This is a genomic window from Streptococcus sp. OH4692_COT-348 (assembly GCF_003859975.1).
GTDB lineage: Bacteria > Bacillota > Bacilli > Lactobacillales > Streptococcaceae > Streptococcus.
In genome coordinates, this window is record NZ_RQZB01000002.1 from 72,769 (window position 1) to 97,309 (window position 24,541).

The window sequence follows — 24,541 nt, forward strand, 5'->3', positions numbered from 1 at the left end:
AAGAGTATAAGTTTTCAAAATGAAAGAAAAGGATACTGAGTCATTACAACTCGATATCCTTTTTTAGTTAGCAAAGTAAGCCTGATTTTTAAGGCGTTGAAGTAATGGACGGCTAATAAAACTAATAGCAATAATTTTACCAAGATCTGGGATGATAAAGGGAAATACCCCCACAACAAGAGCTTTTTCAAATGGCATTCCAGCTAGGAAATGCAATCCAATGATTCCACCGACAAAGACAAGTGTATCTCCCAAGAGATTTGCTAGAAAAATTCTGACAAAACCACTATCACTGTTAGTTAGAGAAGAGGTAAGTCCAGAATAAACAAGATAAAACCAAAGATAGCCTGCAGTAGGACCAATCAAAGCATGAAATCCAGCTCCACCTCCCGCAAAGACAGGAAGACCGATGGCACCTAGAAGAAGATAGAGTCCAACAGAAAGTACAGCCTCTCTCGGTCTAAAGACAGTAGCAATCAAGCCAATTGCAAAGTTCTGCAGAGTGAAGGGAACAGGTCCAATTGGAAGACTGATTTGTGCTAAAACAGCAATGAGAGCAGCTCCAATAGCAGGGATAGCATAAACGTGAGCTTTTTTCAAAATAGTTAACCTCTTTTCTTATGTATAGTAACTATTATACTTAATTTAATATTATTGTCAACCTGTTTTCGTAACAAAGGTAACAAAAAACTGTAACGGCCGATTTTGCTGACTGGGTAAGTTGTTTTTATCGATTCGTGAATATCAAAAAAGAAGCCGACACATTTGTATCAGCTTTTTTTGTTTCGATTAACGCATGGTTACAAATTCTTCGGATGCAGTTGGGTGAATCGCCACAGTTGCATCAAAGTCTGCCTTGGTTGCTCCCATTTTGATAGCAACAGCAAATCCTTGAATCATTTCATCAACACCATAGCCAATTCCATGAAGTCCGACAACTTTTTCTTCAGAACCAGCTGTGATCAATTTGAAACGTGTTTCTTGACGGTTGCAAGTGCAAGCAGAGTACATAGAAGTAAAGCTTGATTTGTAAACCTTGATTTGCTCTTGACCGTATTCTTTAATAGCTTGCTCTTCGGTCAATCCAACCGTTCCGATAGCAGGGTGTGAAAAGACAACGGTTGGAATAGTTGAGTAGTCCATTTTAGCAGTTGTTTTGCCGTTAAAGAGACGTTCAGACAAAGTACGTCCAGCCTTGATAGCAACTGGAGTTAGTTCTTTTTCGCCTGTTACATCACCTAGAGCGTAGATTCCCTCAACAACAGTATTTTGGTATTCATCTACTTGGATAAAGCCACGTTCGTTCAGAGTTACTCCAGCTTTTTCAAGTTGCAAGCCCTTAACGTTTGGACGTCGACCTGTAGCCCAGATAACTTGGCTAGCTGTGTGACTAGTACCATCTTCAAAATGAATGGTAATGCCTTCAGCAGTTTTTTCTAACTTGACAGGGACTTTGTGAGTATGAAGTGGTAAGTTTGTTCTTTCCATTTCCTTAACCAAACCTTCAACGATGTAAGAATCAAAACCACGTAAAGGGCGATCGCGACGAACAAAGAGGTCTGTCTTGACACCGAAAGTGTGGAGTACGCCAGCCAATTCAACGGCGATATAACCAGCACCTAGAATTGCAACTGACTCTGGAAGTTCTTCCCAGGCAAATACATCATCAGAAGAGCCACCTAGTTCAGCACCAGGAATGTTTGGAATACTTGGATGGGCACCAGTAGCAATCACGATATGTTTAGCACGAATCAGTTCACCATTTACGCTAACAGTATGAGAATCTACAAATTCAGCATGGCCTTCAATCAAGTCTACTCCGTTGCGTTTAAAACTGCCATCATAAGAAGAACGAGCTCGATCGATATAGGCTTCACGATTGCGACGTAGAGTAGCAAAGTCAAAGTTAAGATCAGTAGTCTTAAAGCCGTAGTCTTCTCCAAATTGATGGAAAGTCTCAGCGATTTGCGCTCCGTACCACATGATTTTTTTAGGAACACAACCGACATTGACACAGGTTCCACCTAATTTCTTTTCCTCAATAACGGCTGCTTTAGCTCCGTGTTCACCAGCACGGTTCATGGTAGCAATTCCTCCACTACCTCCACCGATAGCAATGATATCATATTCTCTCATTTAAAACTCCTTTATACTCTTTTAAATAGTAGAGTGTCATTTTTTGATAGTCATATTCTATCTTTTTTTTGAATTGATTGCAAAAATCTGCTACGTTTAAAAAAATTAAGAAAAATGCTTGCTAAAAAGAAAAATAAAGTGTATTATATAACTAGTACAATAATAGAAAATGATTTCCGAACAATAATTGAATCTTGAAATGTCATTATTTCGTTCTGAAATGTTATTGTATCGAATTGGTAATTTTTGTATAATATTGTTAAGGACTGTAAATCAAAAAAGGAGTTTCATTATGAAAAAAAATCGTAAAGCTAAAAAGTGGCAATTATATGCAGCAATTGGTGCGGCAAGTGTAGTTGTATTGGGGGCTGGGGGGATTTTGCTCTTTAGACAACCATCTCAGACCGCTGTAAAAGATGAGGCTACTCATCTTGTTGTTGCTAAAGAAGGAAGCGTGGCATCTTCTGTCTTATTGTCAGGGACAGTAACAGCAAAAAATGAACAATATGTTTATTTTGATGCTAGTAAGGGAGATTTAGATGAAATTCTTGTTTCTGTGGGTGATAAGGTCAGCGAAGGGCAGGCTTTAGTCAAGTATAGTAGTTCAGAAGCCCAGGCTGCCTATGATTCAGCTAGTCGAGCAGTAGCTAAGGCAGATCGTCATATCAACGAACTCAATCAAGCACGAAATGAAGCCGCTTCAGCTCCCGCTCCACAGTTACCAGCGCCAGCAGGAGGAGAAGGTGCTGCAGTGCAAGCTCCAGCTCCAGTCTCAGGAAATTCAGTTTCATCTATTGATGCACAACTGGGTGATGCTCGTGATGCCCGTGCAGATGCAGCAGCGCAATTAAGCAAGGCTCAAAGTCAGTTGGATGCAACGACTGTTCTCAGTACCCTAGAGGGAACTGTAGTCGAAGTCAACCGCAATGTTTCAAAATCTCCAACAGGAGCTAGCCAGGTGGTAGTGCATGTCGTAAGTAATGAAAACTTGCAAGTTAAGGGGGAATTGTCTGAATATAATCTTGCCAACTTAGCTGTAGGTCAAGAAGTAACCTTTACTTCTAAAGTTTACCAAGATAAGAGCTGGACTGGTAAAATTAGCTATATCTCTGACTACCCTAAAAACAACGGCGAAGTAGCGAGTACAGCGGCTGCCGCAGCAGCTGGTAATTCTGGCTCTAAATATCCATATACTATTGATGTTACAAGTGAAATCGGTGACTTGAAACAAGGATTTTCTGTAAGTGTTGAGGTGAAGAACAAGACTAAAGCTATTCTGGTCCCTTTAACAAGTGTTGTGATTGAAAATGATAAGAACTATGTCTGGGTACTTGACGAGCAGAAAAAGGCCAAGAAAGTGGAAGTTGGTTTGGGTAATGCTGATGCAGACAACCAAGAAATCACTTCAGGTCTGACAAATGGAGTCAAGGTCATCAGTAACCCAACGTCTTCTCTAGAGGAAGGAAAAGAGGTGAAGGCTGATGAAGCAACTAATTAGTCTAAAAAATATCTGCAGAAGTTACCGTAATGGTGACCAAGAACTGCAGGTACTCAAAAATATCAATCTAGAAGTGAATGAGGGTGAGTTTGTTGCCATTATGGGACCATCTGGTTCTGGTAAGTCTACTCTCATGAATACGATTGGGATGTTGGATACACCAACCAGTGGAGAATATTATCTTGAAGGCCAAGAAGTGGCTGGCCTTGGTGAAAAACAACTAGCCAAGGTTCGCAATCAACAAATCGGATTTGTTTTTCAGCAGTTCTTTCTTCTATCCAAACTTAATGCTCTGCAAAATGTAGAATTACCCTTGATTTATGCAGGAGTTTCGGCTTCAAAACGGCGCAAGTTAGCTGAGGAATATCTTGATAAGGTTGAATTGACAGAACGTAGTCACCATTTGCCTTCTGAATTATCTGGTGGTCAAAAGCAACGTGTAGCCATCGCGCGTGCCTTAGTAAACAATCCTTCTATTATCCTAGCGGACGAACCGACAGGAGCCTTGGATACCAAAACAGGTAACCAAATCATGCAATTATTGGTTGAACTGAATAAAGAAGGAAAAACCATTATCATGGTAACGCATGAGCCTGAAATCGCTGCTTATGCCAAACGCCAGATTGTTATTCGAGATGGAGTTATTTCATCTGATAGTGCTCAGCTAGAAAAGGAGGAAAACTAAGATGCAGAATCTGAAATTTGCCTTTTCATCTATCATGGCCCACAAGATGCGCTCTTTTCTCACTATGATTGGGATTATCATTGGTGTTTCATCAGTTGTTGTGATTATGGCTCTGGGGGATTCCATGTCTCGTCAGGTTAATAAAAATATGACCAAGTCACAGAAGAATATCCATGTCTTTTTCTCACCCATTAAAAGTAAAGACGGTTCTTTTACCCAAAAACAATCAGCTTTGACAGTTTCTGGGAAAGAAGAGGAAGTTCCTGTGGAACCACCAAAACCGCAAGAATCCTGGGTCAGGGAGGCGGCCAAACTGAAGGGGGTAGATAGTTACTATGTAACCAACTCAACAAATACCACCTTGTCTTATAAGGATAAAAAAGTTGAGCGTGCTAGCTTGACAGGTGGAAATATTACTTACATGAAGGCAGTTGAAAATGAAATTGTTGCAGGACGAAGTCTTATAGCTCAGGATTATAAAGATGTGGCCAGTGTCATTTTACTAGACAAAGAACTTGCTAATAGTCTGTTTGGGTCAGCTCAAGAAGCGGTTAACCAGATTATAGATGTTGGTGGCTTTAGTTATCGTGTCATTGGTGTCTATACTAGCGATGAGGCCAAGGCTGCCAAGACTTTTGGTATTGGTGGACTTCCGATTACAACTAATATTTCTCTTGCCAATAACTTCAATATGGATGAAATTTCTAATATTGTCTTCCGTGTCAATGATACCAGTTTGACACCAACAGTGGGACCAGAATTAGCTAGAAAATTGACCGAGATTGCTGGTCTTCAGCAAGGGGAGTATCAGGTGGCAGATGCGACGGAAGCCTTCCAAGAAGTACAACAGCTTTTTGGATTTATGACGACGATTATTAGTGCCATTGCAGGAATTTCTCTCTTTGTTGGCGGGACTGGTGTTATGAACATCATGCTGGTTTCGGTGACAGAGCGTACTCGTGAGATTGGTCTCCGTAAGGCCTTGGGTGCAACACGTGCTAATATTTTAATCCAGTTTTTGATTGAATCCATGATTTTGACCTTGCTTGGGGGAGTTATTGGTCTAACCATTGCGACAGGCTTAACCGCTATAGCTGGCCTACTTTTACAAGGTTTGATTGCGGGTATAGAAGTAGGAGTATCAATCCCAGTTGCCCTATTTAGTCTTGCAGTTTCGGCTAGTGTTGGTATGATTTTTGGAGTCTTGCCAGCTAACAAGGCATCGAAACTTGATCCAATTGAAGCCCTTCGTTATGAATAAGATCAACAAGATGGACACTTGTCTATCTTGTTTTTGTATAGATTTCCCTATCGAAAATCCTTAAAAATGTGATATAATGAAGTGTTAGAAAAACAGGTTTCATTTGCCTGGAAAGGAAAAATTATGTCTGAAAAGAATTTTTATATTACAACGCCGATTTACTATCCATCTGGTAAACTTCATATCGGTTCTGCCTACACAACTATCGCATGTGATGTCCTAGCACGTTACAAACGCCTGATGGGCTACGATGTCTTTTATTTGACAGGTCTTGATGAGCATGGTCAAAAGATTCAACAAAAAGCAGAAGAAGCTGGCATTACACCACAAGCCTATGTTGATGGAATGGCAGTTGGAGTTAAAGAACTCTGGCAATTACTAGATATCTCATACGATAAATTTATCCGTACAACGGATGATTACCATGAAAAAGTGGTGGCTCAAGTATTTGAGCGCTTGCTTGCTCAAGATGACATCTATTTGGGTGAATACTCTGGTTGGTATTCAGTCTCAGATGAGGAGTTCTTTACAGAAAGCCAGCTTGCAGAAGTTTTCCGTGACGAATCTGGAAATGTAACTGGTGGTATTGCTCCATCAGGTCACGAGGTTGAATGGGTATCTGAAGAATCATACTTCCTTCGCCTTAGCAAATACCAAGATCGTTTGGTCGAATTTTTTAAGTCCCATCCTGAATTTATCACTCCAGATGGTCGTCTGAATGAAATGCTTCGCAACTTCATCGAGCCAGGTTTAGAGGATTTGGCAGTTTCTCGTACAACCTTTACATGGGGTGTGCCAGTGCCATCTAATCCAAAACACGTTGTCTATGTTTGGATTGATGCCCTTCTTAACTATGCGACAGCACTTGGTTACGGTCAAGACGAACATGGTAACTTTGACAAGTTCTGGAATGGAACAGTCTTCCACATGGTAGGAAAAGACATCCTTCGATTCCACTCAATCTACTGGCCAATCCTTCTTATGATGTTAGATATCAAATTGCCAGATCGTTTGATTGCTCACGGTTGGTTCGTCATGAAAGACGGCAAAATGTCTAAATCTAAAGGGAATGTCGTTTACCCTGAAATGTTGGTAGAACGTTATGGTCTAGATCCACTTCGATACTACCTCATGCGGAGCCTTCCAGTTGGTTCAGACGGAACCTTCACTCCTGAAGACTATGTAGGCCGTATCAACTACGAATTGGCTAATGATCTTGGGAACCTCCTCAACCGTACTGTTTCTATGATTAACAAGTATTTTGATGGGGAAGTCCCTGCCTATGTAGAGGGTGTAACAGAGTTTGACAATGCTCTTGCTCAAGTAGCTGCTGAATCAATCGCCGACTACCACACCTACATGGAAGCAGTTGACTACCCGCGTGCGCTTGAAGCGGTCTGGACCCTTATCTCTCGTACCAACAAATACATCGACGAGACAGCTCCATGGGTCTTGGCCAAGGATGAAGCTCTCCGTGACCAATTAGCAAGTGTTATGAGCCACTTGGCAGCCAGTCTTCGTGTCGTAGCACACTTGATTGAGCCATTTATGATGGAAACCAGTCGTGCAGTCTTGAATCAACTTGGCTTGGAAGAAGTAGCAAGCCTTGAAAACTTGAGCTTGGCTGACTTCCCAGAAGATGTGACTGTAGTTGCCAAAGGAACACCAATCTTCCCACGTCTGGATATGGAAGAAGAAATCGCCTATATCAAGGAACAAATGGAAGGTAACAAACCAGCAGTCGAAAAAGAGTGGAACCCAGACGAAGTTGAACTCAAACTAAACAAGGAAGAAATCAAATTTGAAGACTTTGACAAGGTCGAAATCCGTGTCGCAGAAGTCAAAGAAGTGTCTAAAGTAGAAGGCTCTGATAAGTTGCTTCAATTCCGCTTGGATGCTGGTGATGGTGAAGACCGTCAAATTCTCTCAGGGATTGCTAAGTACTATCCAAACGAACAAGAATTGGTCGGCAAGAAAGTTCAAATCGTTGCCAATCTCAAACCTCGTAAGATGATGAAGAAATATGTCAGTCAAGGTATGATCCTATCAGCTGAACATGATGGAAAATTAACCCTTCTCACAGTTGATTCAGCTGTACCAAATGGAAGTGTGATTGGGTAAAAGTAAAAGACCAACGTTATCCACGTTGGTTTTTCTTGTTATGTGCGAGATTTTCTAAGAAGTGGTCTATCTCCTTTTGTGATCTGAGGATGACAACTTTATCTGGATAGGTTTCTTGAACCCACTTGTAGCGTTCCTTAGCGGATTTGCTCCGTCCGTCCCAAAGAATCCATCGAATAAACTTCCAATTAAATTGTTCTTGACAACCAGCTGCCATACTTTCTCTAACCTTGCCTCGGTATTTGATATAACGTTTAAAAGCCCGAAATAGACAAGTCCATGGTGAAAAATTGAGAAAGATGATTTGATCAGCTTCCTGCATTCTTTCTTCGTAATAGCACCAAGAATAATTACCATCGATGACCCAAGCTTCATGCTTGGTGAGAAAATTTTTCATCTCGCTCAACATCCATTCGCGGTCGCTGTCTTGCCAACCAGGTTGAAATTGGAGTGTGTCCATGTGAAGTTTTGGAATGGAGTAGTAGTTAGATAAGTTTTCTGCTAGAGTTGACTTACCAGCACCAGAATATCCGATAACTGCGATTTTCATTTTCTACCTTTTCCTATTTGGAGACAAAAAAACAGCCTCTATGGACTGTTTCTTATTTAGCAAGTTTAGCTGAAAGACGAGCTTTGTCGCGGCTTGCTTTGTTTTTGTGAATCAAACCTTTAGTTTCTGCTTTATCGATAGCTGAGCTAGCAGCACGGAAAAGTTCTTCAGATGGGTTTGCTTCGAAAGCTTTGATAGCAGTACGCATAGCTGATTTTTGAGCTGAGTTCTTTTCGTTTTGTTTAACGTTCAATTCAGCGCGTTTGATAGCTGATTTAATGTTTGCCAATGTTCTTACCTCCATATTTACTAACTATACCATTATATCTGAAAACTTACGTTTTGACAAGGGAAAATTATTTTTTTAAGTAAATTTCATCGATTTCATGGTTCTTTGTTTTATGAAGAATCACTTCAGCACGATTTCTAGTTGGTTCAATATAATTTTGTAGATTTGTGAGATTGATACTGGTCCAGACCTGATGGGCAAAAGATTCCACTTCCCCAATCGGCATTTGTGTAAAACGATAATAGTAGCTATCAGGGTCGTTTTGGGCCAGGCTCAGCATTTTCAAGAAACGGTCTAGATACCAACTCTCGATGTCATCTACTGCAGCATCAACATAGATGGAAAAGTCAAAGAAGTCAGTAATGTAGAGACGCTCGTTTTGTGGATTTTGAAAGACATTTATTCCCTCAACAATGACAAAATCAGCAGCTTTGACGCTTTGCTTTTCCTCAGGGACGATGTCGTAGACTTCATGAGAATAGACAGGAATATCTACATCTTGTCCATTTTTGATGCGGTCCAAGAAGTTGAGAAGGGCTTCCATATCATAGCTTTCAGGAAATCCCTTACGATTTAGAATCCCTTGTTCAATCAAGGTCTGGTTGGGATAGAGAAAGCCGTCAGTCGTTACCAACTCAACCCTAGCATCTGTAAGCGTACGGGACAGTAGGATTTGAAGTAGGCGACTGGTTGTGGATTTTCCAACGGCAACACTCCCAGAAACCCCAATGATAAAAGGCTGAGATTTGCTTTCACGTTGAAGGAAAATCCCTTTTGAAAAGGCCAAATCATCCTTGGTACGCTTGTAAATCTGGATGAGATGGGCTAGAGGAAGATAGACATCGGTAACATCCTGCAAGCTAATCTGGTCATTAAAACTCTTGATGGATTCTAATTCCTCTTCTGTCAAAGGAGGTGTTGTTTTTCGATGTAACGATTGCCAAGTCTGGCGGCTGATTTTTTCAAAATGTAAAAATTCGTTGGTCATAAGTTTGTCTTTCTGATTCGATATCTTAGTATAGCATATTTTGGGATTAAAAACATCTAGTATCTGATAGAAAAAGTTTCTTTCGATTAGAAAAATAATGACAAACTAGATCGTATTGTCAAATTACTTGGAAACGATTTAATATTTCGTTAAATTATGGTAAAATAGTTTCATGAGTAAAATGTATTATGCAGAAAATCCTGACGCTACTCACGATATTCATGAGTTGCGAGTAGAATTGTTGGGACAAAAAATGACCTTTTTAACGGATGCGGGTGTTTTTAGCAAGAAAATGATTGATTTTGGAAGTCAATTCTTGCTCAAGTGTCTTGAGGTCAACCAAGGAGAAACTGTCCTTGATGTAGGCTGTGGTTACGGACCTTTGGGCTTGTCCTTAGCTAAGGCTTATGGAGTTCAGGCGACCATGGTCGACATCAACAATCGTGCCTTGGATTTGGCACGACAAAATGCTGAACGAAATAAAGTAGAAACGACGATTTTCCAGTCTAACATCTATGAACAAGTTAAAGGGAAATTTGACCATGTCATTTCTAATCCTCCTATCCGTGCGGGCAAGCAAGTGGTTCATGAAATTATTGAGAAAAGTAAAGATTTTTTGGAAACTGGTGGAGATTTAACAATCGTTATCCAGAAGAAACAAGGGGCTCCAAGTGCTAAGTCTAAGATGGAAGATGTGTTTGGCAATTGTGAAATCGTCAAAAAAGATAAGGGATACTATATCCTTAGAAGTGTGAAAGAATGAGAGCAGTTGATTTAATCCAAAAGAAACGAGATGGTCAAGAATTAACTTCGAGTGAAATTGAATGGTTAGTTGAAGGCTATGTGTCAGGAACTGTTCCTGATTATCAGATGTCTGCTTTTGCTATGGCTGTTTATTTTAAAGGAATGACGACTCGAGAAATATCTGATTTGACCATGAAAATGGTTCAGACAGGGCAAGAGTTTGATTTATCTGCTATTGATGGGGTTAAGGTTGACAAGCATTCTACGGGTGGTGTTGGTGATAAGGTAACCTTGATTTTAGCTCCTTTAGTAGCGAGTTTTGGAGTTCCAGTCGCGAAAATGAGTGGTCGTGGTCTCGGCCATACTGGTGGGACAATTGATAAATTGGAGTCCATTAAGGGCTATCAAGTAGAGCGTAGTCAAGAGGATTTCATTCATCAGGTTCAGGATATTGGTGTATCTGTCATTGGGCAATCAGACCAGCTGGTCAAAGCGGATAAGCTTCTCTACGCCCTTCGTGATGTGACTGCAACTGTCGACACGATTCCTTTGATTGCGAGTTCGGTGATGAGCAAGAAAATTGCGGCAGGGGCGGATGCTATTTTGCTAGATGTGACTGTCGGTGAGGGTGCCTTCATGAAGACGGTTGATGAGGCACGTGAATTGGCTCAAACCATGGTGGAACTTGGTAAGGCAGTTGGTAGAAAAACGGTAGCAGTCATTACGGATATGAGTCAGCCCTTGGGACGAGCGATTGGAAATCGCCTTGAAATCCTTGAGGCATTGGAGATTTTACAAGATCAAGGCCGTCAGGATATTACCCACTTTATCTGCGAATTGGCTCAAATTATGCTTGGCCTGGCAAATGTTAACAAGACAGTTGAAGAAGTTCGCCAACATCTTGAGAATGGTAAGGCACTGGATAAGTTTGAGGAGATGGTCCAAGCCCAAGGTGGAGACTTGGAAGACCTCTATCGTCCTGTAAATGTTGCCCATGTGGTGGAAATCCCTGCTCAGGAAACGGGTGTCATTTCAGCTCTTCCAGCTATGGAATTTGGGCTTTATGCTATGAGACTGGGGGCAGGCCGTGCAGTTAAGTCTGATGCCTTGGACTATGAAACAGGAATTGTTTTTGAAAAGAAAGTTGGAGATTCCGTTCAAAAGGGAGAAATTGTTGCAAAAGTATACACAAATGGAAAAATTTCTCCTCAGCTAGTTACAGATTTTCAAAAATATGTTAAAATAAATGATAGCGTGCAAAGTTTACGAGAAATTATAGAAATAATCTCATAAACCGCAGGAGAATCCGAATATGAAATTAAATAAATATATCGATCATACGCTTTTAAAACAAGATACAACAGAAAATCAAATTGATTGTTTGTTGTCTGAGGCTAGAGAGTATGATTTTGCCAGTGTTTGCGTTAATCCAACCTGGGTTGAACATGCTAAAAAAGGGCTTGAAGGCACAGATGTCAAGGTCTGCACAGTAGTAGGTTTCCCTTTGGGAGCAACAACTTCAGCTGTGAAAGCATTTGAAACAAAAGAAGTTATCCAAAATGGTGCAGATGAGATTGATATGGTGATCAATGTTGGAGCTCTCAAATCAGGTAATTTAGCCTTAGTTGAGTCAGATATTCGCGCAGTAGTAGAAGCAAGTGGTGACAAGTTAGTGAAAGTCATTATTGAAGCTTGCCTTCTGACAGACCAAGAAAAAGTTTTGGCTTGCCAATTGTCCCAAAAAGCGGGAGCTGACTTCGTAAAAACTTCAACTGGCTTTTCAACTGGTGGTGCTACGGTAGAAGATGTTACATTAATGCGTGAAACTGTTGGACCTGATATGGGAGTCAAGGCTGCTGGTGGAGCTCGTTCTTATGCAGATGCTCTTTCCTTTGTGGAAGCAGGGGCGACCCGTATCGGAACGTCAGCTGGGGTAGCCATTTTAAAAGGAGAACTGGCAGATGGTGACTACTGAGTTGATTGAACTAGCAATTGAAAGCAGTAAGAATGCCTATGTGCCCTATTCTCACTTTCCAGTTGGAGCTGTTCTAGTGGCGAAAGATGGTAGTATTTATACTGGTGTCAATATCGAGAATGCTAGTTATTCTTTGACCAACTGTGGAGAACGTACAGCGATTTTTAAAGCAGTGTCCGAAGGACAAAGAGAGTTTTCAGAATTGATTGTCTATGGTCAGACTGAAAAACCAATTTCACCATGTGGTGCTTGTCGCCAAGTGATGGCTGAATTTTTTGAACAAGATCTAAAAGTGACTTTAGTCGCAAAAGATAAATCGACGGTCGAGATGACGGTCGGGGAATTACTTCCATACTCTTTTACGGACTTAAACTAGTCTGAGTCGCTCTCTGAGTGGCACGGTCCTTGTGACCAACCAATCCATACTTGCAACATCGTTGCACATCTTATTTAGGAGGTTCAGTAATGAACAAGAAACAATGGCTAGGCCTTGGTCTAGTTGCAGTGGCAGCAGTTGGACTTGCTGCATGTGGTAACCGCTCTTCTCGTAACGCAGCTTCATCTTCTGATGTGAAGACAAAAGCAGCAATCGTCACTGATACTGGTGGTGTTGATGACAAATCATTCAACCAATCAGCTTGGGAAGGTTTGCAAGACTGGGGTAAAGAACACAATCTTTCAAAAGATAAAGGTTTCACTTACTTCCAATCAACAAGTGAAGCTGACTATGCTAACAACTTGCAACAAGCTGCTGGAAGCTACAACCTAATCTTCGGTGTTGGTTTTGCCCTTCACAATGCGGTTGAAGAAGCAGCAAAAGACCACTCTGACATCAACTATGTCTTGATTGATGATGTAATTAAAGATCAAAAGAATGTTGCTAGCGTAACATTTGCTGATAACGAAGCTGCTTACCTTGCGGGTGTTGCAGCGGCTAAAACAACTAAAACAAAACAAGTTGGTTTTGTAGGTGGTATTGAGTCTGAAGTTATCTCACGTTTCGCTGCTGGATTTAAGGCTGGTGTTGAGTCAGTAGATCCATCTATCAAAGTACAAGTTGACTATGCTGGTTCATTTGGTGATGCTGCTAAAGGTAAAACAATTGCAGCAGCACAATACGCAGCTGGTGCAGACGTTGTTTATCAAGCAGCAGGTGGAACAGGTGCTGGTGTCTTTGCAGAAGCAAAATCACTCAATGAAAGCCGTTCTGAAAGTGAAAAAGTTTGGGTTATCGGTGTTGACCGTGACCAAGTAGCAGAAGGTAAGTACACTTCTAAAGATGGCAAAGAATCAAACTTCGTTCTTGTATCTACTTTGAAACAAGTTGGTACAACTGTAAAAGATATCTCTAACAAGGCAGAAAAAGGTGAATTCCCTGGCGGTCAAGTGATCGTTTACTCATTGAAAGATAAAGGGGTTGACTTGGCAGTAACAAACCTTTCAGAAGAAGGTAAAAAAGCTGTCGAAGATGCTAAAGCTAAAATCCTTGATGGAAGCGTAAAAGTTCCTGAAAAATAATGGATGGAAGTCATTTCTTAGGAAGCGGCCCTCGGCCGCTTTTTTAAGAGTTGAGACAAAGTCATTTTGTCTCAGTAAAGCTTGCTACTAGACAAATTAGCAAGTTTTATTGAAATAAAATAAGACTCTGAAAGGAAGAGCACATGGCACACGAAAATGTCATTGAGATGTGTGATATTACCAAGGTGTTTGGTGAATTTGTTGCCAACGACAAAATCAACCTGAACCTACGAAAAGGTGAAATTCATGCACTTTTAGGAGAAAATGGGGCTGGAAAGTCCACGCTCATGAATATGTTAGCAGGGCTTCTTGAACCAACCAGTGGTGAAATTGTGGTCAACGGTCAAGTTGTCAACCTCGACTCACCATCTAAAGCAGCTAGCTTGGGAATCGGAATGGTTCACCAGCACTTTATGTTGGTAGAAGCCTTCACAGTGGCTGAAAACATCATTTTAGGTAGTGAATTGACTAAAAATGGTGTGCTAGATATCGCTGGAGCTAGCAAAGAAATCAAGGCTCTTTCTGAACGTTATGGCTTAGCTGTTGACCCTTCTGCCAAGGTAGCAGATATCTCAGTTGGAGCCCAACAACGTGTAGAAATTTTAAAAACCCTTTATCGAGGGGCTGATATCCTTATCTTTGACGAACCAACGGCGGTTTTGACTCCATCAGAAATTGATGAGTTGATGGCTATTATGAAAAATCTTGTCAAAGAAGGAAAATCAATTATCTTGATCACCCACAAGTTGGATGAGATTCGCGCAGTTTCTGACCGCGTTACAGTTATCCGTCGTGGGAAATCAATTGAAACCGTCGAAATTGCAGGGGCTACCAATGCTGATTTGGCAGAAATGATGGTAGGTCGTTCTGTTTCCTTTAAAACAGAGAAGCAAGTCTCTCAACCAAAAGAAGTTGTCTTGTCTATTAAAGACTTGGTGGTCAATGAAAACCGCGGTGTCCCAGCTGTGAAAAATCTGTCCTTGGATGTTCGTGCTGGAGAGATTGTTGGTATTGCGGGGATTGATGGAAATGGTCAGTCTGAACTGATTCAAGCCATCACAGGTCTTCGCAAGGTTGAATCTGGAAGCATTGAGCTAAAAGGAGATTCAATTGTAGGCTTGCACCCACGTCAGATTACAGAGTTGAGTGTGGGGCACGTTCCAGAAGACCGTCACCGTGATGGTTTGATTTTGGAAATGATGATTTCTGAAAATATTGCCCTTCAAACCTACTACAAAGAACCACATAGTAAAAATGGAATTTTGAACTATTCAAATATTACTTCTTATGCTAAAAAGTTAATGGAAGAGTTTGATGTTCGTGCTGCTAGTGAGTTTGTTCCAGCAGCTGCACTTTCAGGAGGAAATCAACAAAAAGCAATTATTGCTCGTGAAATTGATCGAGATCCTGATCTCCTTATCGTCAGCCAGCCAACTCGTGGGTTGGATGTCGGTGCTATTGAATATATCCACAAACGCTTGATTGAAGAGCGTGATAATGGTAAGGCTGTCCTTGTTGTCAGCTTTGAATTGGATGAGATTTTAAACGTCTCAGACCGTATTGCTGTTATCCATGATGGTAAGATTCAAGGTATTGTATCACCAGAAACAACCAATAAACAAGAGCTTGGTGTCTTGATGGCTGGTGGAAACTTGGGAAAGGAGAAGAGTGATGTCTAAAAAATTACAACAAATTTCGGTTCCCTTGATTTCTGTATTCCTAGGAATTTTACTCGGAGCCATTGTCATGTGGATCTTCGGTTATGATGCTATTTGGGGCTACGAAGAATTGTTCTATACAGCCTTTGGTAGTCTGCGTGGGATTGGTGAAATCTTCCGTGCTATGGGGCCTCTAATCCTGATTGGTCTTGGTTTTGCTGTTGCCAGTCGCGCCGGTTTCTTTAACGTTGGGCTTCCTGGTCAGGCTTTGGCAGGTTGGATTCTCAGTGGTTGGTTTGCCTTGTCGCATCCAGATATGCCACGTCCTTTGATGATTCTAGCGACTATCGTGATTGCCTTGATTGCTGGTGGGATTGTAGGAGCGATTCCGGGTATTCTTAGAGCCTATCTAGGGACGTCAGAGGTTATCGTAACTATCATGATGAACTACATCGTCTTGTATGTAGGAAATGCCTTTATCCATGCCTTCCCTAAAGACTTTATGCAAAGTACAGATTCGACCATTCGTGTTGGGGCTAATGCAACCTACCAGACACCTTGGTTAGCTGAGTTGACTGGTAATTCGCGGATGAATATCGGTATTTTCTTTGCCATCATTGCCGTTGCAGTTATTTGGTTCTTGCTCAAGAAAACAACTCTTGGTTTTGAAATTCGTGCAGTTGGTCTTAATCCACATGCATCAGAATACGCTGGTATTTCTGCCAAACGGACTATTATCCTATCAATGATTATATCAGGTGCCTTGGCTGGTCTTGGTGGTGCTGTTGAAGGACTTGGAACCTTCCAGAACGTCTATGTTCAAGGGGCGTCATTGGCTGTTGGATTTAACGGGATGGCGGTTAGTCTGCTTGCGGCAAATTCACCAATTGGTATTCTCTTTGCAGCCTTCCTATTTGGTGTTCTCCAAGTTGGAGCCCCTGGTATGAATGCGGCGCAGGTACCGTCTGAGCTTGTCAGCATTGTAACAGCTTCTATTATCTTCTTTGTCAGTGTTCATTATCTTATCGAACGCTTTGTCAAATCGAAAAAACAAGTTAAAGGAGGTAAGTAAAGATGTCTATTACAACCTTGCTCACCCTCTTGGTGTCTTCTATGCTGATTTACTCAGCTCCCCTCATCTTTACAAGTATCGGTGGCGTTTTCTCTGAACGTGGTGGTGTCGTAAACGTCGGGCTTGAAGGAATTATGGTTATGGGTGCCTTTTCTGGAGTTGTCTTTAACCTTGAATTTGCAGAACAGTTTGGAGCAGCAACTCCATGGCTATCTTTGATAGTTGCAGGATTGGTTGGTGGCCTCTTCTCTATTATCCACGCAGCAGCGACGGTTCATTTCCGTGCAGACCATGTTGTCAGCGGTACGGTATTGAACTTGATGGCACCTGCCTTGGCTGTTTTCTTGGTTAAAGTTCTTTATAACAAAGGACAAACCGACAACCTAAGTCAGACTTTTGGACGCTTTGATTTCCCAGTCTTGGCAAATATCCCAGTGATTGGTGATATCTTCTTCAAGTCAACTAGTTTGCTAGGTTATATCGCGATTGCCTTCTCGTTCCTTGCTTGGTTTATTCTCTTCAAAACGCGCTTTGGTCTTCGTCTCCGCTCTGTTGGTGAACATCCTCAAGCAGCGGACACGTTGGGAATCAATGTATATAAAATGAGATATTTAGGGGTTATTATTTCCGGTTTCCTAGGTGGAATTGGCGGAGCGATTTATGCTCAATCCATCTCAGTTAACTTCTCAGTGACAACTATTGTTGGACCTGGGTTTATCGCCCTTGCTGCAATGATCTTCGGAAAATGGAATCCAATCGGAGCCATGCTATCTAGTCTCTTCTTTGGACTTTCACAAAGTTTGGCTGTTATCGGCTCTCAATTGCCATTCCTACAAGGAGTGCCTGCGGTTTATCTTCAAATCGCACCTTATGTTTTGACAATTCTTGTCTTGGCAGCCTTCTTTGGAAAAGCAGTTGCACCAAAAGCAGATGGTATTAACTATATCAAATCAAAATAAGCATACAAAAAACGTCAGTTCAGAATGAACTGGCGTTTTATTTTTTAGGATGTTGGTTGGTTAGGTTCAATCCCCAAGGGACAAGATTTTCAGCTTTATTTTTGATACGAGCGATGTTGTCCTTATGACGAATGATAATCAAACTAGCCAGTGCTAGGATAATAGTGATGAATAGAGGATCATAGTTGCTCAGGATAAAACCAAAAAGTGGAAAGAGTAGAACTCCGATGACAGCCGCGACAGATGCTGTGACACTAGACAGTGAAATCATACTACCAAGATAGAGGGTTCCAAAGAAAACAACTGCTAGGTAGAGACAGAAGACAGGCGCAAATCCGAAAATCACTCCCGCACTGGTTGCGACAGCCTTGCCTCCCTTAAATCCTGCAAAGATAGGGAAGGTATGACCAATAACAGCCAAAAGTCCAAAGATGAGGGGCGAAACGCCTTGTAGATGAAAAATAATCGGAAGAAGCGTTGCTAGAGTTCCTTTGAAAAAGTCAATCACAAAGGTCGCCATACCTGCTTTCTTACCTAAAATGCGGAAGGTATTGGTTGTTCCTGTGTTACCAGAACCATGCTCTCGCAGATTGATTTGAAAGAATACTTGTCCAATCCAGAGACCAGACGGAATTGAACCCAGCAGATAGGCTAGGATTAATAAAACTATTGTAATCATACTCCTATTATATCATGAAATGGAGAAGAAAGGCAGAGAATCTCTTCTGAAATTGTCACAGCGGAGAAAGAAAAATTTTGCAAAATCCTTGGAAAACCTGTAGAATAGTAAAGATGAACGAATAGGAGGTTCCTTGTGTCAAAAAAGGAAATCAATATTAACAATTATAATGATGACGCCATTCAGGTGCTAGAAGGGTTGGATGCGGTCCGTAAACGTCCGGGGATGTATATCGGATCGACCGATGGTGCTGGTCTCCACCATCTAGTCTGGGAAATTGTCGACAATGCAGTCGATGAAGCCTTGTCTGGATTTGGTGACCGTATTGATGTGACTATCAATAAAGATGGCAGTTTGACTGTGCAAGACCATGGTCGTGGGATGCCGACGGGGATGCACGCTATGGGAATTCCAACTGTTGAGGTTATCTTTACCATTCTACACGCCGGAGGGAAATTCGGTCAGGGTGGCTACAAGACATCTGGTGGTCTCCACGGAGTGGGTTCTTCCGTTGTTAACGCTCTTTCTAGCTGGCTAGAAGTTGAAATCACCCGTGATGGTGCAGTTTACAAGCAACGTTTTGAAAATGGTGGAAAACCTGTCACGACTCTGAAGAAAATCGGTACAGCGCCCAAGTCTAAAACAGGTACCAAGGTTACATTTATGCCTGATGCGACCATCTTTTCTACAATAGACTTCAAGTACAATACCATTTCAGAGCGCCTCAATGAATCAGCTTTTCTCTTAAAAAATGTGACCTTATCTCTGACGGACAAACGAACAGATGAAGCGATTGAATTCCACTATGAGAATGGGGTACAAGACTTTGTTTCTTATCTGAACGAAGACAAGGAAACCTTGACGCCAGTCCTTTACTTTGAAGGGGAAGACAATGGTTTCCAAGTGGAAGTAGCCCTCCAGTACAACGATGGTTTTTCAGATAATATCTTGTCCTTTGTCAATAACGTTCGCACCAAGGACGGTGGAACGCACGAGACTGGGCTCAAGTCTGCCATTACCAAGGTTATGAACGACTACGCGCGTAAGACGGGGCTTCTCAAGGAAAAAGATAAAAACCTTGAAGGGTCAGACTATCGTGAGGGGCTAGCGGCTGTCCTCTCTATTCTAGTCCCTGAGGAACATTTGCAGTTTGAGGGTCAGACCAAGGATAAGCTAGGAAGCCCTCTAGCCCGTCCTGTTGTGGATGGGATTGTGGCGGATAAGTTGACCTTCTTCCTCATGGAAAATGGGGAACTAGCTTCTAACCTTATTCGCAAGGCTATCAAGGCCCGTGATGCGCGCGAGGCAGCTCGCAAGGCGCGTGATGAAAGCCGAAATGGTAAAAAGAACAAGAAAGACAAGGGATTGCTGTCTGGGAAATTGACCCCAGCCCAGTCTAAGAATCCAGCTAAGAACGAGCTCTATCTAGTCGAGGGGGACTCTGCCGGTGGTTCTGCCAAACAAGGCCGTGACCGCAAGTTCCAGGCAATCTTGCCCCTTCGTGGTAAGGTCATCAATACAGCCAAGGCCAAGATGGCAGATATTCTCAAAAATGAAGAAATCAACACCATGATTTATACCATCGGTGCTGGCGTTGGGGCAGATTTCTCCCTTGAAGATGCTAACTATGACAAAATCATTATCATGACCGATGCGGATACTGATGGTGCCCACATCCAAACTCTTCTCTTGACCTTCTTTTACCGTTACATGCGTCCGCTAGTCGAAGCTGGACATGTCTATATTGCCCTTCCGCCTCTTTACAAGATGTCAAAAGGTAAAGGCAAGAAAGAAGAAGTGGCTTATGCTTGGACAGACGGAGAACTGGAAGAACTCCGTAAGCAGTTTGGCAAAGGAGCTACCCTCCAACGCTACAAGGGGCTTGGTGAGATGAATGCGGACCAACTCTGGGAGACAACCATGAATCCAGAAACTCGAACTCTCATTCGTGTCACGATTGAAGACTTAGCACGCGCAGAACGTCGTGTCAATGTCCTCATGGGAGATAAAGTAGAACCACGTCGTAAGTGGATCGAAGACAATGTCAAGTTTACGCTGGAAGAGAGTGGTGCGTTTTGAACGATGCAAAATAAACAAATTATGATAAATGAATTGAAAGAAATAGCTATGAGATATAGAAAAGCTATTGAAAAAGCAATTCAGACAAAAGAGATTATTGATTATAACCTAGTGAATTTTCCTAAGGGATGTTGCACTTTTGTAAGTGACTACCTTCAGAGGTTTTTATATGAACAAGGAATTGAATCATTATATGTTTCTGGAGAATATGGTTCTGGATGGGAAGGGGATTCTCATGCTTGGTTAGTTGCCTATAAAGATATAATTGTTGATATTACCGGAGATCAGTATCAAGATAATGAAGGAGAACTCTTTTATGATATTCCGGTGTATGTTGGCGAAGAGGATGAGTTTCATAAATTATTTAAATATAATGCCCCTCCGATTTCATATCCTGAGCAAGAAATAAATAATTCTCGTAGCAGTCATTTAAAAGAAAAAAATAACAAAAATTACAATATAATTTTGAAATACATTCAAAATTAGAGTTTTGCACTGTGAAAAGGGGAATTATTATGAAAGAATCAGATGTTCTGACTAGGATTGGATTGAAAGATAAAGACGAATTGGTCTATTTATTAGAAAATAGTGGATTAAATGAGAGATTGTCTAGATTGGCTTCTATTGATAGAGAACCACATTCTATTAGGTTAGAATTTTGTGAATCGGGATGTTACTTTAAAATAGTAAAAAATGATGTGAGCGATATATCGAGTGTTAAAGGAGAAAAATTTAAATTCTTTAGAAGAGGCTGGTCTTGCGTACTCAAATCACAAAAAAATAAAAATGTTTCTAAGCTAAGCTCTCCTAATATATTAGAAGGGCAGTATAATCCTAAGAAGTTAGATGGACAATATTTTTTTCACTCGGGGCATATTCTAGGTAAACAATTTTATAGTTTTATTTCTGATTATTCATGCAATGATAAATATAGTAGTGCCAAAGATATTATAAATAGCAAAGAGAAGAACATATTTCTACAATTTAGTGTTGCGAATAAAGAATCTAGTTCGTTCGTCAATAGAAGAAGTCAGGCTTATTATGAAAATTTAGTCACTGACTATTTTAATGCTGATATTGAAGAAATTTTTTATGAAGTAAAAGCTGTTTTTTATAGCAAAGACTCTAAATACCCTATTGGAACAGAAATATTTTTAAAACCCATTATCCGCAAGAGAATTCCTTCTTTGGAAAATGATTTGGAGGAAATTCATGTCTTTATACCAAATTTTGATGTAGATTTTAATTTGTCTAAATTACCTTCAGATTACGAGGGATATGTTAGCTATCGTAAATTTTATCTTGAAGGATACAAAGAAGTTTATAAAGATTGTTTTGAAAATATCTTTAAAGATAATTCAGATATAGTAAAAAACGATGAGGGAGAAAGAATATTTTACCTCGTACTTGGTCAAGAAAAAAATGCTATTTTTAGTCATATAGGAAGAGCTCAAAAATTTCTGGGTGTAGATACAAACGCCTTAGATATTGAACAATTACCAGATGATATTTCAAAAGATGAAATATTTATGTTTTCAGAAAGTCAGCAACAAGTAATTTTTGATTATTTGAAAAATAAAAAATTAATCAATCGCTCAAGGAATAAGAATTATTTCTATCCTGTTGTTAGACGTTCGGAATACAAAGGAATTTATTTTTCTGACCAAGAAATAAGAGAAAAAAGGATACAATTTGAAAAGGGGGCAAAAACTTTAGAAGATGCTCTAAAACTTATTTAGATTTTCATTTTGTCGAAATCACTATAATATAAACTAACCTATCATTTGAATTTCTGACAAGCTTACTAGGGATAAAGTGAAGTCGCCAGTTTTTCTGACGGAGTGCTTTAGAGCAAATTCTGTTTGGCAGAAAATCCGGCGAGTGTTTTTTGAGTAAAAGACGAACGTTTATTTTTCTTGCGAGCAGTTTTAAAGCAAAAAAACTTTTCAGAAAATCAGGAAGGTAAAAAAGGAATTAAAGTTAAAATAAAAAAAATTTAGGAGATTATAGATTGGAGGAATAGAAGATGATTATCAGACCTGCAAGCAGAAAAGATTGTCAAGCTATTTATAGCCTTTATCAAAGTGAAAAATGGCTTTCTTTTACAGAGGAAAAAGTGAGATCTCTATTTTCAACAAATCTGTCTCATTACTTGGTGCTTGAAGAGGACCAGAAAATCCTTGGCTTTGCCTGTTATCTGACGGATGAAGTGCTGACGACCTTTTTAGCTGAAATAATTATTGATAAATCCCACCGCAGAAAAGGACTGGGACAGCAGCTGATTGAGGAGATCCACAAAAAATATCCTTTGACACGGATTGAATTAATATCTGAAGCAGATGGATTTTATCGGGCAATAAGTTTTAAGCCTGTTGGCACAGGATTTAGAAAATCTGAATGAAAGGAGACAGCCAATGACTCTTGACAACAAACTGGGTCTGACAGATTCGCTTGAACTAGCCAAGATGGTTATGCGACGGAGGCTGCCCAAGCCTGTCTAGACTTTGTTTTTCAGCAAGCTAGCTTGTCATAAGTTTACTCTTTTACATCCTTACTCAATCAACTTTCGCAAAAAGTCATGCAAAAACTGAGCATGGAATTTGTCAAAGAATTTGAGAATGAAAAAGTTCCAGCAGACAGTCCGCTTTATAGATATGTCCTCTACAGAATCAAGAGTTTCCACTAAAAAGGCAGGTATTCCCATGAGAACTGAAACAGAAATGATGAATCTGATTTTACAAATGGCTGAAAGTTTAAAAGTCGATGCTGTTGCTTTATCGGGTTCTAGAACAAATGATCATGCTCCGAAAGATGAATTTCAAGACTATGATGTTGTTTATCTTGTTGATAATCTTGAAAACCTAATTTCAGACCTTTCTTGGCTAGACCAGTTTGGGAAACGAATTATTGAGCAAGAGGTTACTCTTGACCATCGTCGTCTTTATCTCATGCTCTTTGAAGACGGCAACCGTATTGATTTAACTCTCTGCCCTAAAGAACACATTCAAGAGTGGGTGGATAGTGAGGCAGGATTCACTGTTTTGGAAGACCCAGAACATTTATTTGAACCCTATTCACAAAATCTAGAGCGTTTCTGGATGAGTCCAGCTAGTGAGACAGATTTTAAAAATTCCTGCAATGAATTTTGGTGGGTGTCGGCCTACGTGGTCAAAGGAATCTGTCGTCAGCAAGTCATCTATGCCACTGACCATCTCTATGGTATTTGTCAGCAAGAACTCTTGAAGGTCTTAGCTTGGCAGGTCGCAAGCGATAGGGGAGCAGTCGACATAGGAAAGAATTACAAGTACCTCTTTACCTCTTTACCTGATGAGAAAGAAAAGGAATTCTCAAATCTGCTTGATTTTTCAAGTAAAGAGAAAATCACTCAGTCTTTGTTTGCTACGATGAATTTTTTCCACCAAGAGGCTCAGTCCCTTGCTCAAAAGATGGGATTTGACTATGATATGGAGGTAGCTGAGAAGATGATTGAGTATGCTGAGGAGAGAGTGAAGAAGTTTGGGAATAGCTAGAAAAATGAAAAAGCGAGAGGAGGAGACTCATGATTGAAAAAGTGGAACGCCTCATTACAGAGATTAATCGTATTCATCGAGAATATTCTAAAGATTATTTTGAAACGGGTAAGGTGAAAAAAATCAATCTCAAGCATACCTTTTCAAAAGTTCCGACGAAAGCGATTTTGTCCTACCGTCTGAATTTACATGAGTCGATTAATGACTATCTGATGAAGGCAGATGTCCAAGATATTGCCTATGTTTATCGTGTCAAGACTTCTGAGTCTATTTTAGATAAAATTACACGTTTTTCAGAGCGTCAAGAGGGCTATCCTGTGAATTCCATTCTTAATGATATTTTTGGTGCTCGTATGATTTTAAGTTCCAAAGAAATAGCGCAAGTCATGGAGAAATTAGATGATTGGCAAGAGAATTACGGACTAAAAAACTGGTATTTACGTGATAAAGATGGCTATGTCGGTATTCATATTTATTTTAAAAATAAAAGTAATTTTTATTACCCATGGGAACTCCAACTTTGGGATAGGAAAGATGTAGATAGCAATATCGCAGTCATATCAAGTATAAACGAGGATTTGTGAAGTAGACACTTCAAGTGGAAATGACTATACAGGAATTGGGTGAAACTCACTTACTCTATATTTTTTCTTATTCCATAATATTTACTCTCCATTCTTCGAAAGGAGTTGAACACGCCCTAAATGCTGTGTGAAAATTCCTTATTACTCACTGAAGAACATATTAAACTACAGAAAGGATAGTTTGGTTACTTATCGTAACTGAACACGGGACTAAT

General features: G+C 40.5%; 23 protein-coding genes and 2 pseudogenes. 19 read left to right on the plus strand and 6 right to left on the minus strand.

All coding sequences use genetic code 11. The annotated features are described in order from the left end of the window. Window positions 1-63: 63 nt before the first annotated feature. Entirely contained in the window at window positions 64-600 is a 537-nt protein-coding gene (locus EII37_RS01240; RefSeq protein WP_020901479.1) for a biotin transporter BioY, read from the minus strand. A 189-nt stretch (window positions 601-789) separates the two neighbouring features. Continuing rightward, window positions 790-2,136, minus strand: coding sequence for a glutathione-disulfide reductase (gor, locus tag EII37_RS01245; RefSeq protein WP_124787322.1), 1,347 nt, complete (start codon window positions 2,134-2,136; stop codon window positions 790-792). Window positions 2,137-2,425: 289 nt separating this feature from the next. On the opposite strand from gor, the gene EII37_RS01250 reads away from it, so the two are divergent. The 4 genes from EII37_RS01250 to metG all read left to right on the plus strand — a co-directional run bounded on the left by EII37_RS01250 (window position 2,426) and on the right by metG (window position 7,701). Next, window positions 2,426-3,634, plus strand: a complete 1,209-nt coding sequence (locus EII37_RS01250; protein ID WP_185695936.1) for an efflux RND transporter periplasmic adaptor subunit — start codon at window positions 2,426-2,428, stop codon at window positions 3,632-3,634. After that, window positions 3,618-4,319: an ABC transporter ATP-binding protein gene (locus EII37_RS01255; RefSeq protein ID WP_000811471.1), complete on the plus strand. Its 702-nt coding sequence runs from the start codon at window positions 3,618-3,620 to the stop codon at window positions 4,317-4,319. The genes EII37_RS01250 and EII37_RS01255 overlap by 17 nt, the downstream gene beginning before the upstream one ends. A 1-nt stretch (window position 4,320) precedes the next feature. Continuing rightward, window positions 4,321-5,580: an ABC transporter permease gene (locus tag EII37_RS01260; protein WP_124787324.1), complete on the plus strand. Its 1,260-nt coding sequence runs from the start codon at window positions 4,321-4,323 to the stop codon at window positions 5,578-5,580. Window positions 5,581-5,703: 123 nt separating this feature from the next. After that, entirely contained in the window at window positions 5,704-7,701 is a 1,998-nt protein-coding gene (gene metG, locus EII37_RS01265) for a methionine--tRNA ligase (RefSeq protein ID WP_124787325.1), read from the plus strand. 16 nt (window positions 7,702-7,717) lie between these two features. Here the strand turns inward: metG and EII37_RS01270 are convergent, their stop codons facing one another. From EII37_RS01270 to coaA, 3 genes are all read right to left on the minus strand, one after another. Beyond that, the gene (locus EII37_RS01270) at window positions 7,718-8,251 is read right to left on the minus strand and encodes a DNA topology modulation protein (protein ID WP_124787326.1); all 534 of its coding nucleotides are present in this window, start codon (window positions 8,249-8,251) and stop codon (window positions 7,718-7,720) included. Between the two features lie 52 nt (window positions 8,252-8,303). After that, window positions 8,304-8,540, minus strand: coding sequence for a 30S ribosomal protein S20 (rpsT, locus tag EII37_RS01275; RefSeq protein WP_001274000.1), 237 nt, complete (start codon window positions 8,538-8,540; stop codon window positions 8,304-8,306). Window positions 8,541-8,607: 67 nt separating this feature from the next. Next, window positions 8,608-9,528 (minus strand): type I pantothenate kinase, encoded by a 921-nt coding sequence (gene coaA, locus EII37_RS01280; protein ID WP_124787327.1) that lies wholly within the window; start codon window positions 9,526-9,528, stop codon window positions 8,608-8,610. A 172-nt stretch (window positions 9,529-9,700) separates the two neighbouring features. Between coaA and EII37_RS01285 the strand changes: the two genes are divergently transcribed. The 8 genes from EII37_RS01285 to EII37_RS01320 all read left to right on the plus strand — a co-directional run bounded on the left by EII37_RS01285 (window position 9,701) and on the right by EII37_RS01320 (window position 17,454). Beyond that, on the plus strand, window positions 9,701-10,291 hold the full coding sequence (locus tag EII37_RS01285; RefSeq protein ID WP_124787328.1) for a class I SAM-dependent methyltransferase: 591 nt from the start codon (window positions 9,701-9,703) through the stop codon (window positions 10,289-10,291). Beyond that, on the plus strand, window positions 10,288-11,565 hold the full coding sequence (locus EII37_RS01290) for a pyrimidine-nucleoside phosphorylase (RefSeq protein WP_124787329.1): 1,278 nt from the start codon (window positions 10,288-10,290) through the stop codon (window positions 11,563-11,565). The genes EII37_RS01285 and EII37_RS01290 overlap by 4 nt, the downstream gene beginning before the upstream one ends. A gap of 19 nt (window positions 11,566-11,584) precedes the next feature. Continuing rightward, window positions 11,585-12,247: a deoxyribose-phosphate aldolase gene (deoC, locus tag EII37_RS01295; RefSeq protein ID WP_124787330.1), complete on the plus strand. Its 663-nt coding sequence runs from the start codon at window positions 11,585-11,587 to the stop codon at window positions 12,245-12,247. Beyond that, a complete protein-coding gene (locus EII37_RS01300) occupies window positions 12,234-12,623 on the plus strand; it encodes a cytidine deaminase (RefSeq protein WP_124787331.1) in 390 nt (129 codons plus the stop codon). The genes deoC and EII37_RS01300 overlap by 14 nt, the downstream gene beginning before the upstream one ends. Window positions 12,624-12,712: 89 nt before the next feature. Further along, the gene (locus EII37_RS01305) at window positions 12,713-13,765 is read left to right on the plus strand and encodes a BMP family protein (protein ID WP_124787332.1); all 1,053 of its coding nucleotides are present in this window, start codon (window positions 12,713-12,715) and stop codon (window positions 13,763-13,765) included. 143 nt (window positions 13,766-13,908) lie between these two features. After that, the gene (locus EII37_RS01310; protein WP_124787333.1) at window positions 13,909-15,444 is read left to right on the plus strand and encodes an ABC transporter ATP-binding protein; all 1,536 of its coding nucleotides are present in this window, start codon (window positions 13,909-13,911) and stop codon (window positions 15,442-15,444) included. Beyond that, window positions 15,437-16,495, plus strand: a complete 1,059-nt coding sequence (locus tag EII37_RS01315) for an ABC transporter permease (protein WP_124787334.1) — start codon at window positions 15,437-15,439, stop codon at window positions 16,493-16,495. Before EII37_RS01310 ends, EII37_RS01315 begins: the two co-directional genes overlap by 8 nt. Window positions 16,496-16,497: 2 nt before the next feature. Continuing rightward, window positions 16,498-17,454, plus strand: a complete 957-nt coding sequence (locus EII37_RS01320; RefSeq protein ID WP_124787335.1) for an ABC transporter permease — start codon at window positions 16,498-16,500, stop codon at window positions 17,452-17,454. A 37-nt stretch (window positions 17,455-17,491) separates the two neighbouring features. Here EII37_RS01320 and plsY read toward each other — a convergent pair whose 3' ends face one another. Beyond that, on the minus strand, window positions 17,492-18,133 hold the full coding sequence (plsY, locus tag EII37_RS01325; RefSeq protein WP_124787336.1) for a glycerol-3-phosphate 1-O-acyltransferase PlsY: 642 nt from the start codon (window positions 18,131-18,133) through the stop codon (window positions 17,492-17,494). A gap of 135 nt (window positions 18,134-18,268) precedes the next feature. Between plsY and parE the strand changes: the two genes are divergently transcribed. From parE to EII37_RS01355, 7 genes and pseudogenes are all read left to right on the plus strand, one after another. Further along, the gene (gene parE / locus EII37_RS01330) at window positions 18,269-20,212 is read left to right on the plus strand and encodes a DNA topoisomerase IV subunit B (protein ID WP_064276999.1); all 1,944 of its coding nucleotides are present in this window, start codon (window positions 18,269-18,271) and stop codon (window positions 20,210-20,212) included. A 3-nt stretch (window positions 20,213-20,215) separates the two neighbouring features. Further along, a complete protein-coding gene (locus EII37_RS01335; RefSeq protein WP_064277000.1) occupies window positions 20,216-20,698 on the plus strand; it encodes a hypothetical protein in 483 nt (160 codons plus the stop codon). Window positions 20,699-20,727: 29 nt separating this feature from the next. Then, window positions 20,728-21,951 carry a hypothetical protein gene (locus tag EII37_RS01340; RefSeq protein ID WP_064277001.1) on the plus strand — a complete coding sequence of 408 codons (1,224 nt, stop codon included), beginning with the start codon at window positions 20,728-20,730 and terminating at the stop codon, window positions 21,949-21,951. 287 nt (window positions 21,952-22,238) lie between these two features. Further along, window positions 22,239-22,613, plus strand: a complete 375-nt coding sequence (locus tag EII37_RS01345; RefSeq protein WP_064277002.1) for a GNAT family N-acetyltransferase — start codon at window positions 22,239-22,241, stop codon at window positions 22,611-22,613. A 66-nt stretch (window positions 22,614-22,679) separates the two neighbouring features. Further along, window positions 22,680-22,898: pseudogene (locus tag EII37_RS11295) on the plus strand (GNAT family N-acetyltransferase); the annotation flags it as partial. Between the two features lie 16 nt (window positions 22,899-22,914). Next, window positions 22,915-23,742, plus strand: coding sequence for an aminoglycoside 6-adenylyltransferase (locus EII37_RS01350; protein WP_064277014.1), 828 nt, complete (start codon window positions 22,915-22,917; stop codon window positions 23,740-23,742). Between the two features lie 29 nt (window positions 23,743-23,771). Then, window positions 23,772-24,331: pseudogene (locus EII37_RS01355) on the plus strand (GTP pyrophosphokinase). Window positions 24,332-24,541: the final 210 nt, after the last annotated feature.

What these genes read in the sequence shown, in the direction of transcription:
- EII37_RS01285 (WP_124787328.1), top strand. Translation starts at nt 9,701, where the DNA reads ATGAGTAAAATGTATTATGCAGAAAATCCTGACGCTACTCACGATATT.
- coaA (WP_124787327.1), bottom strand. Translation starts at nt 9,528, where the DNA reads ATGACCAACGAATTTTTACATTTTGAAAAAATCAGCCGCCAGACTTGG.
- EII37_RS01310 (WP_124787333.1), top strand. Translation starts at nt 13,909, where the DNA reads ATGGCACACGAAAATGTCATTGAGATGTGTGATATTACCAAGGTGTTT.
- EII37_RS01350 (WP_064277014.1), top strand. Translation starts at nt 22,915, where the DNA reads ATGAGAACTGAAACAGAAATGATGAATCTGATTTTACAAATGGCTGAA.
- EII37_RS01255 (WP_000811471.1), top strand. Translation starts at nt 3,618, where the DNA reads ATGAAGCAACTAATTAGTCTAAAAAATATCTGCAGAAGTTACCGTAAT.
- EII37_RS01300 (WP_124787331.1), top strand. Translation starts at nt 12,234, where the DNA reads ATGGTGACTACTGAGTTGATTGAACTAGCAATTGAAAGCAGTAAGAAT.
- EII37_RS01270 (WP_124787326.1), bottom strand. Translation starts at nt 8,251, where the DNA reads ATGAAAATCGCAGTTATCGGATATTCTGGTGCTGGTAAGTCAACTCTA.
- EII37_RS01345 (WP_064277002.1), top strand. Translation starts at nt 22,239, where the DNA reads ATGATTATCAGACCTGCAAGCAGAAAAGATTGTCAAGCTATTTATAGC.
- EII37_RS01320 (WP_124787335.1), top strand. Translation starts at nt 16,498, where the DNA reads ATGTCTATTACAACCTTGCTCACCCTCTTGGTGTCTTCTATGCTGATT.
- gor (WP_124787322.1), bottom strand. Translation starts at nt 2,136, where the DNA reads ATGAGAGAATATGATATCATTGCTATCGGTGGAGGTAGTGGAGGAATT.
- EII37_RS01260 (WP_124787324.1), top strand. Translation starts at nt 4,321, where the DNA reads ATGCAGAATCTGAAATTTGCCTTTTCATCTATCATGGCCCACAAGATG.
- EII37_RS01335 (WP_064277000.1), top strand. Translation starts at nt 20,216, where the DNA reads ATGCAAAATAAACAAATTATGATAAATGAATTGAAAGAAATAGCTATG.
- plsY (WP_124787336.1), bottom strand. Translation starts at nt 18,133, where the DNA reads ATGATTACAATAGTTTTATTAATCCTAGCCTATCTGCTGGGTTCAATT.
- EII37_RS01305 (WP_124787332.1), top strand. Translation starts at nt 12,713, where the DNA reads ATGAACAAGAAACAATGGCTAGGCCTTGGTCTAGTTGCAGTGGCAGCA.
- metG (WP_124787325.1), top strand. Translation starts at nt 5,704, where the DNA reads ATGTCTGAAAAGAATTTTTATATTACAACGCCGATTTACTATCCATCT.
- EII37_RS01290 (WP_124787329.1), top strand. Translation starts at nt 10,288, where the DNA reads ATGAGAGCAGTTGATTTAATCCAAAAGAAACGAGATGGTCAAGAATTA.
- EII37_RS01315 (WP_124787334.1), top strand. Translation starts at nt 15,437, where the DNA reads ATGTCTAAAAAATTACAACAAATTTCGGTTCCCTTGATTTCTGTATTC.
- deoC (WP_124787330.1), top strand. Translation starts at nt 11,585, where the DNA reads ATGAAATTAAATAAATATATCGATCATACGCTTTTAAAACAAGATACA.
- EII37_RS01340 (WP_064277001.1), top strand. Translation starts at nt 20,728, where the DNA reads ATGAAAGAATCAGATGTTCTGACTAGGATTGGATTGAAAGATAAAGAC.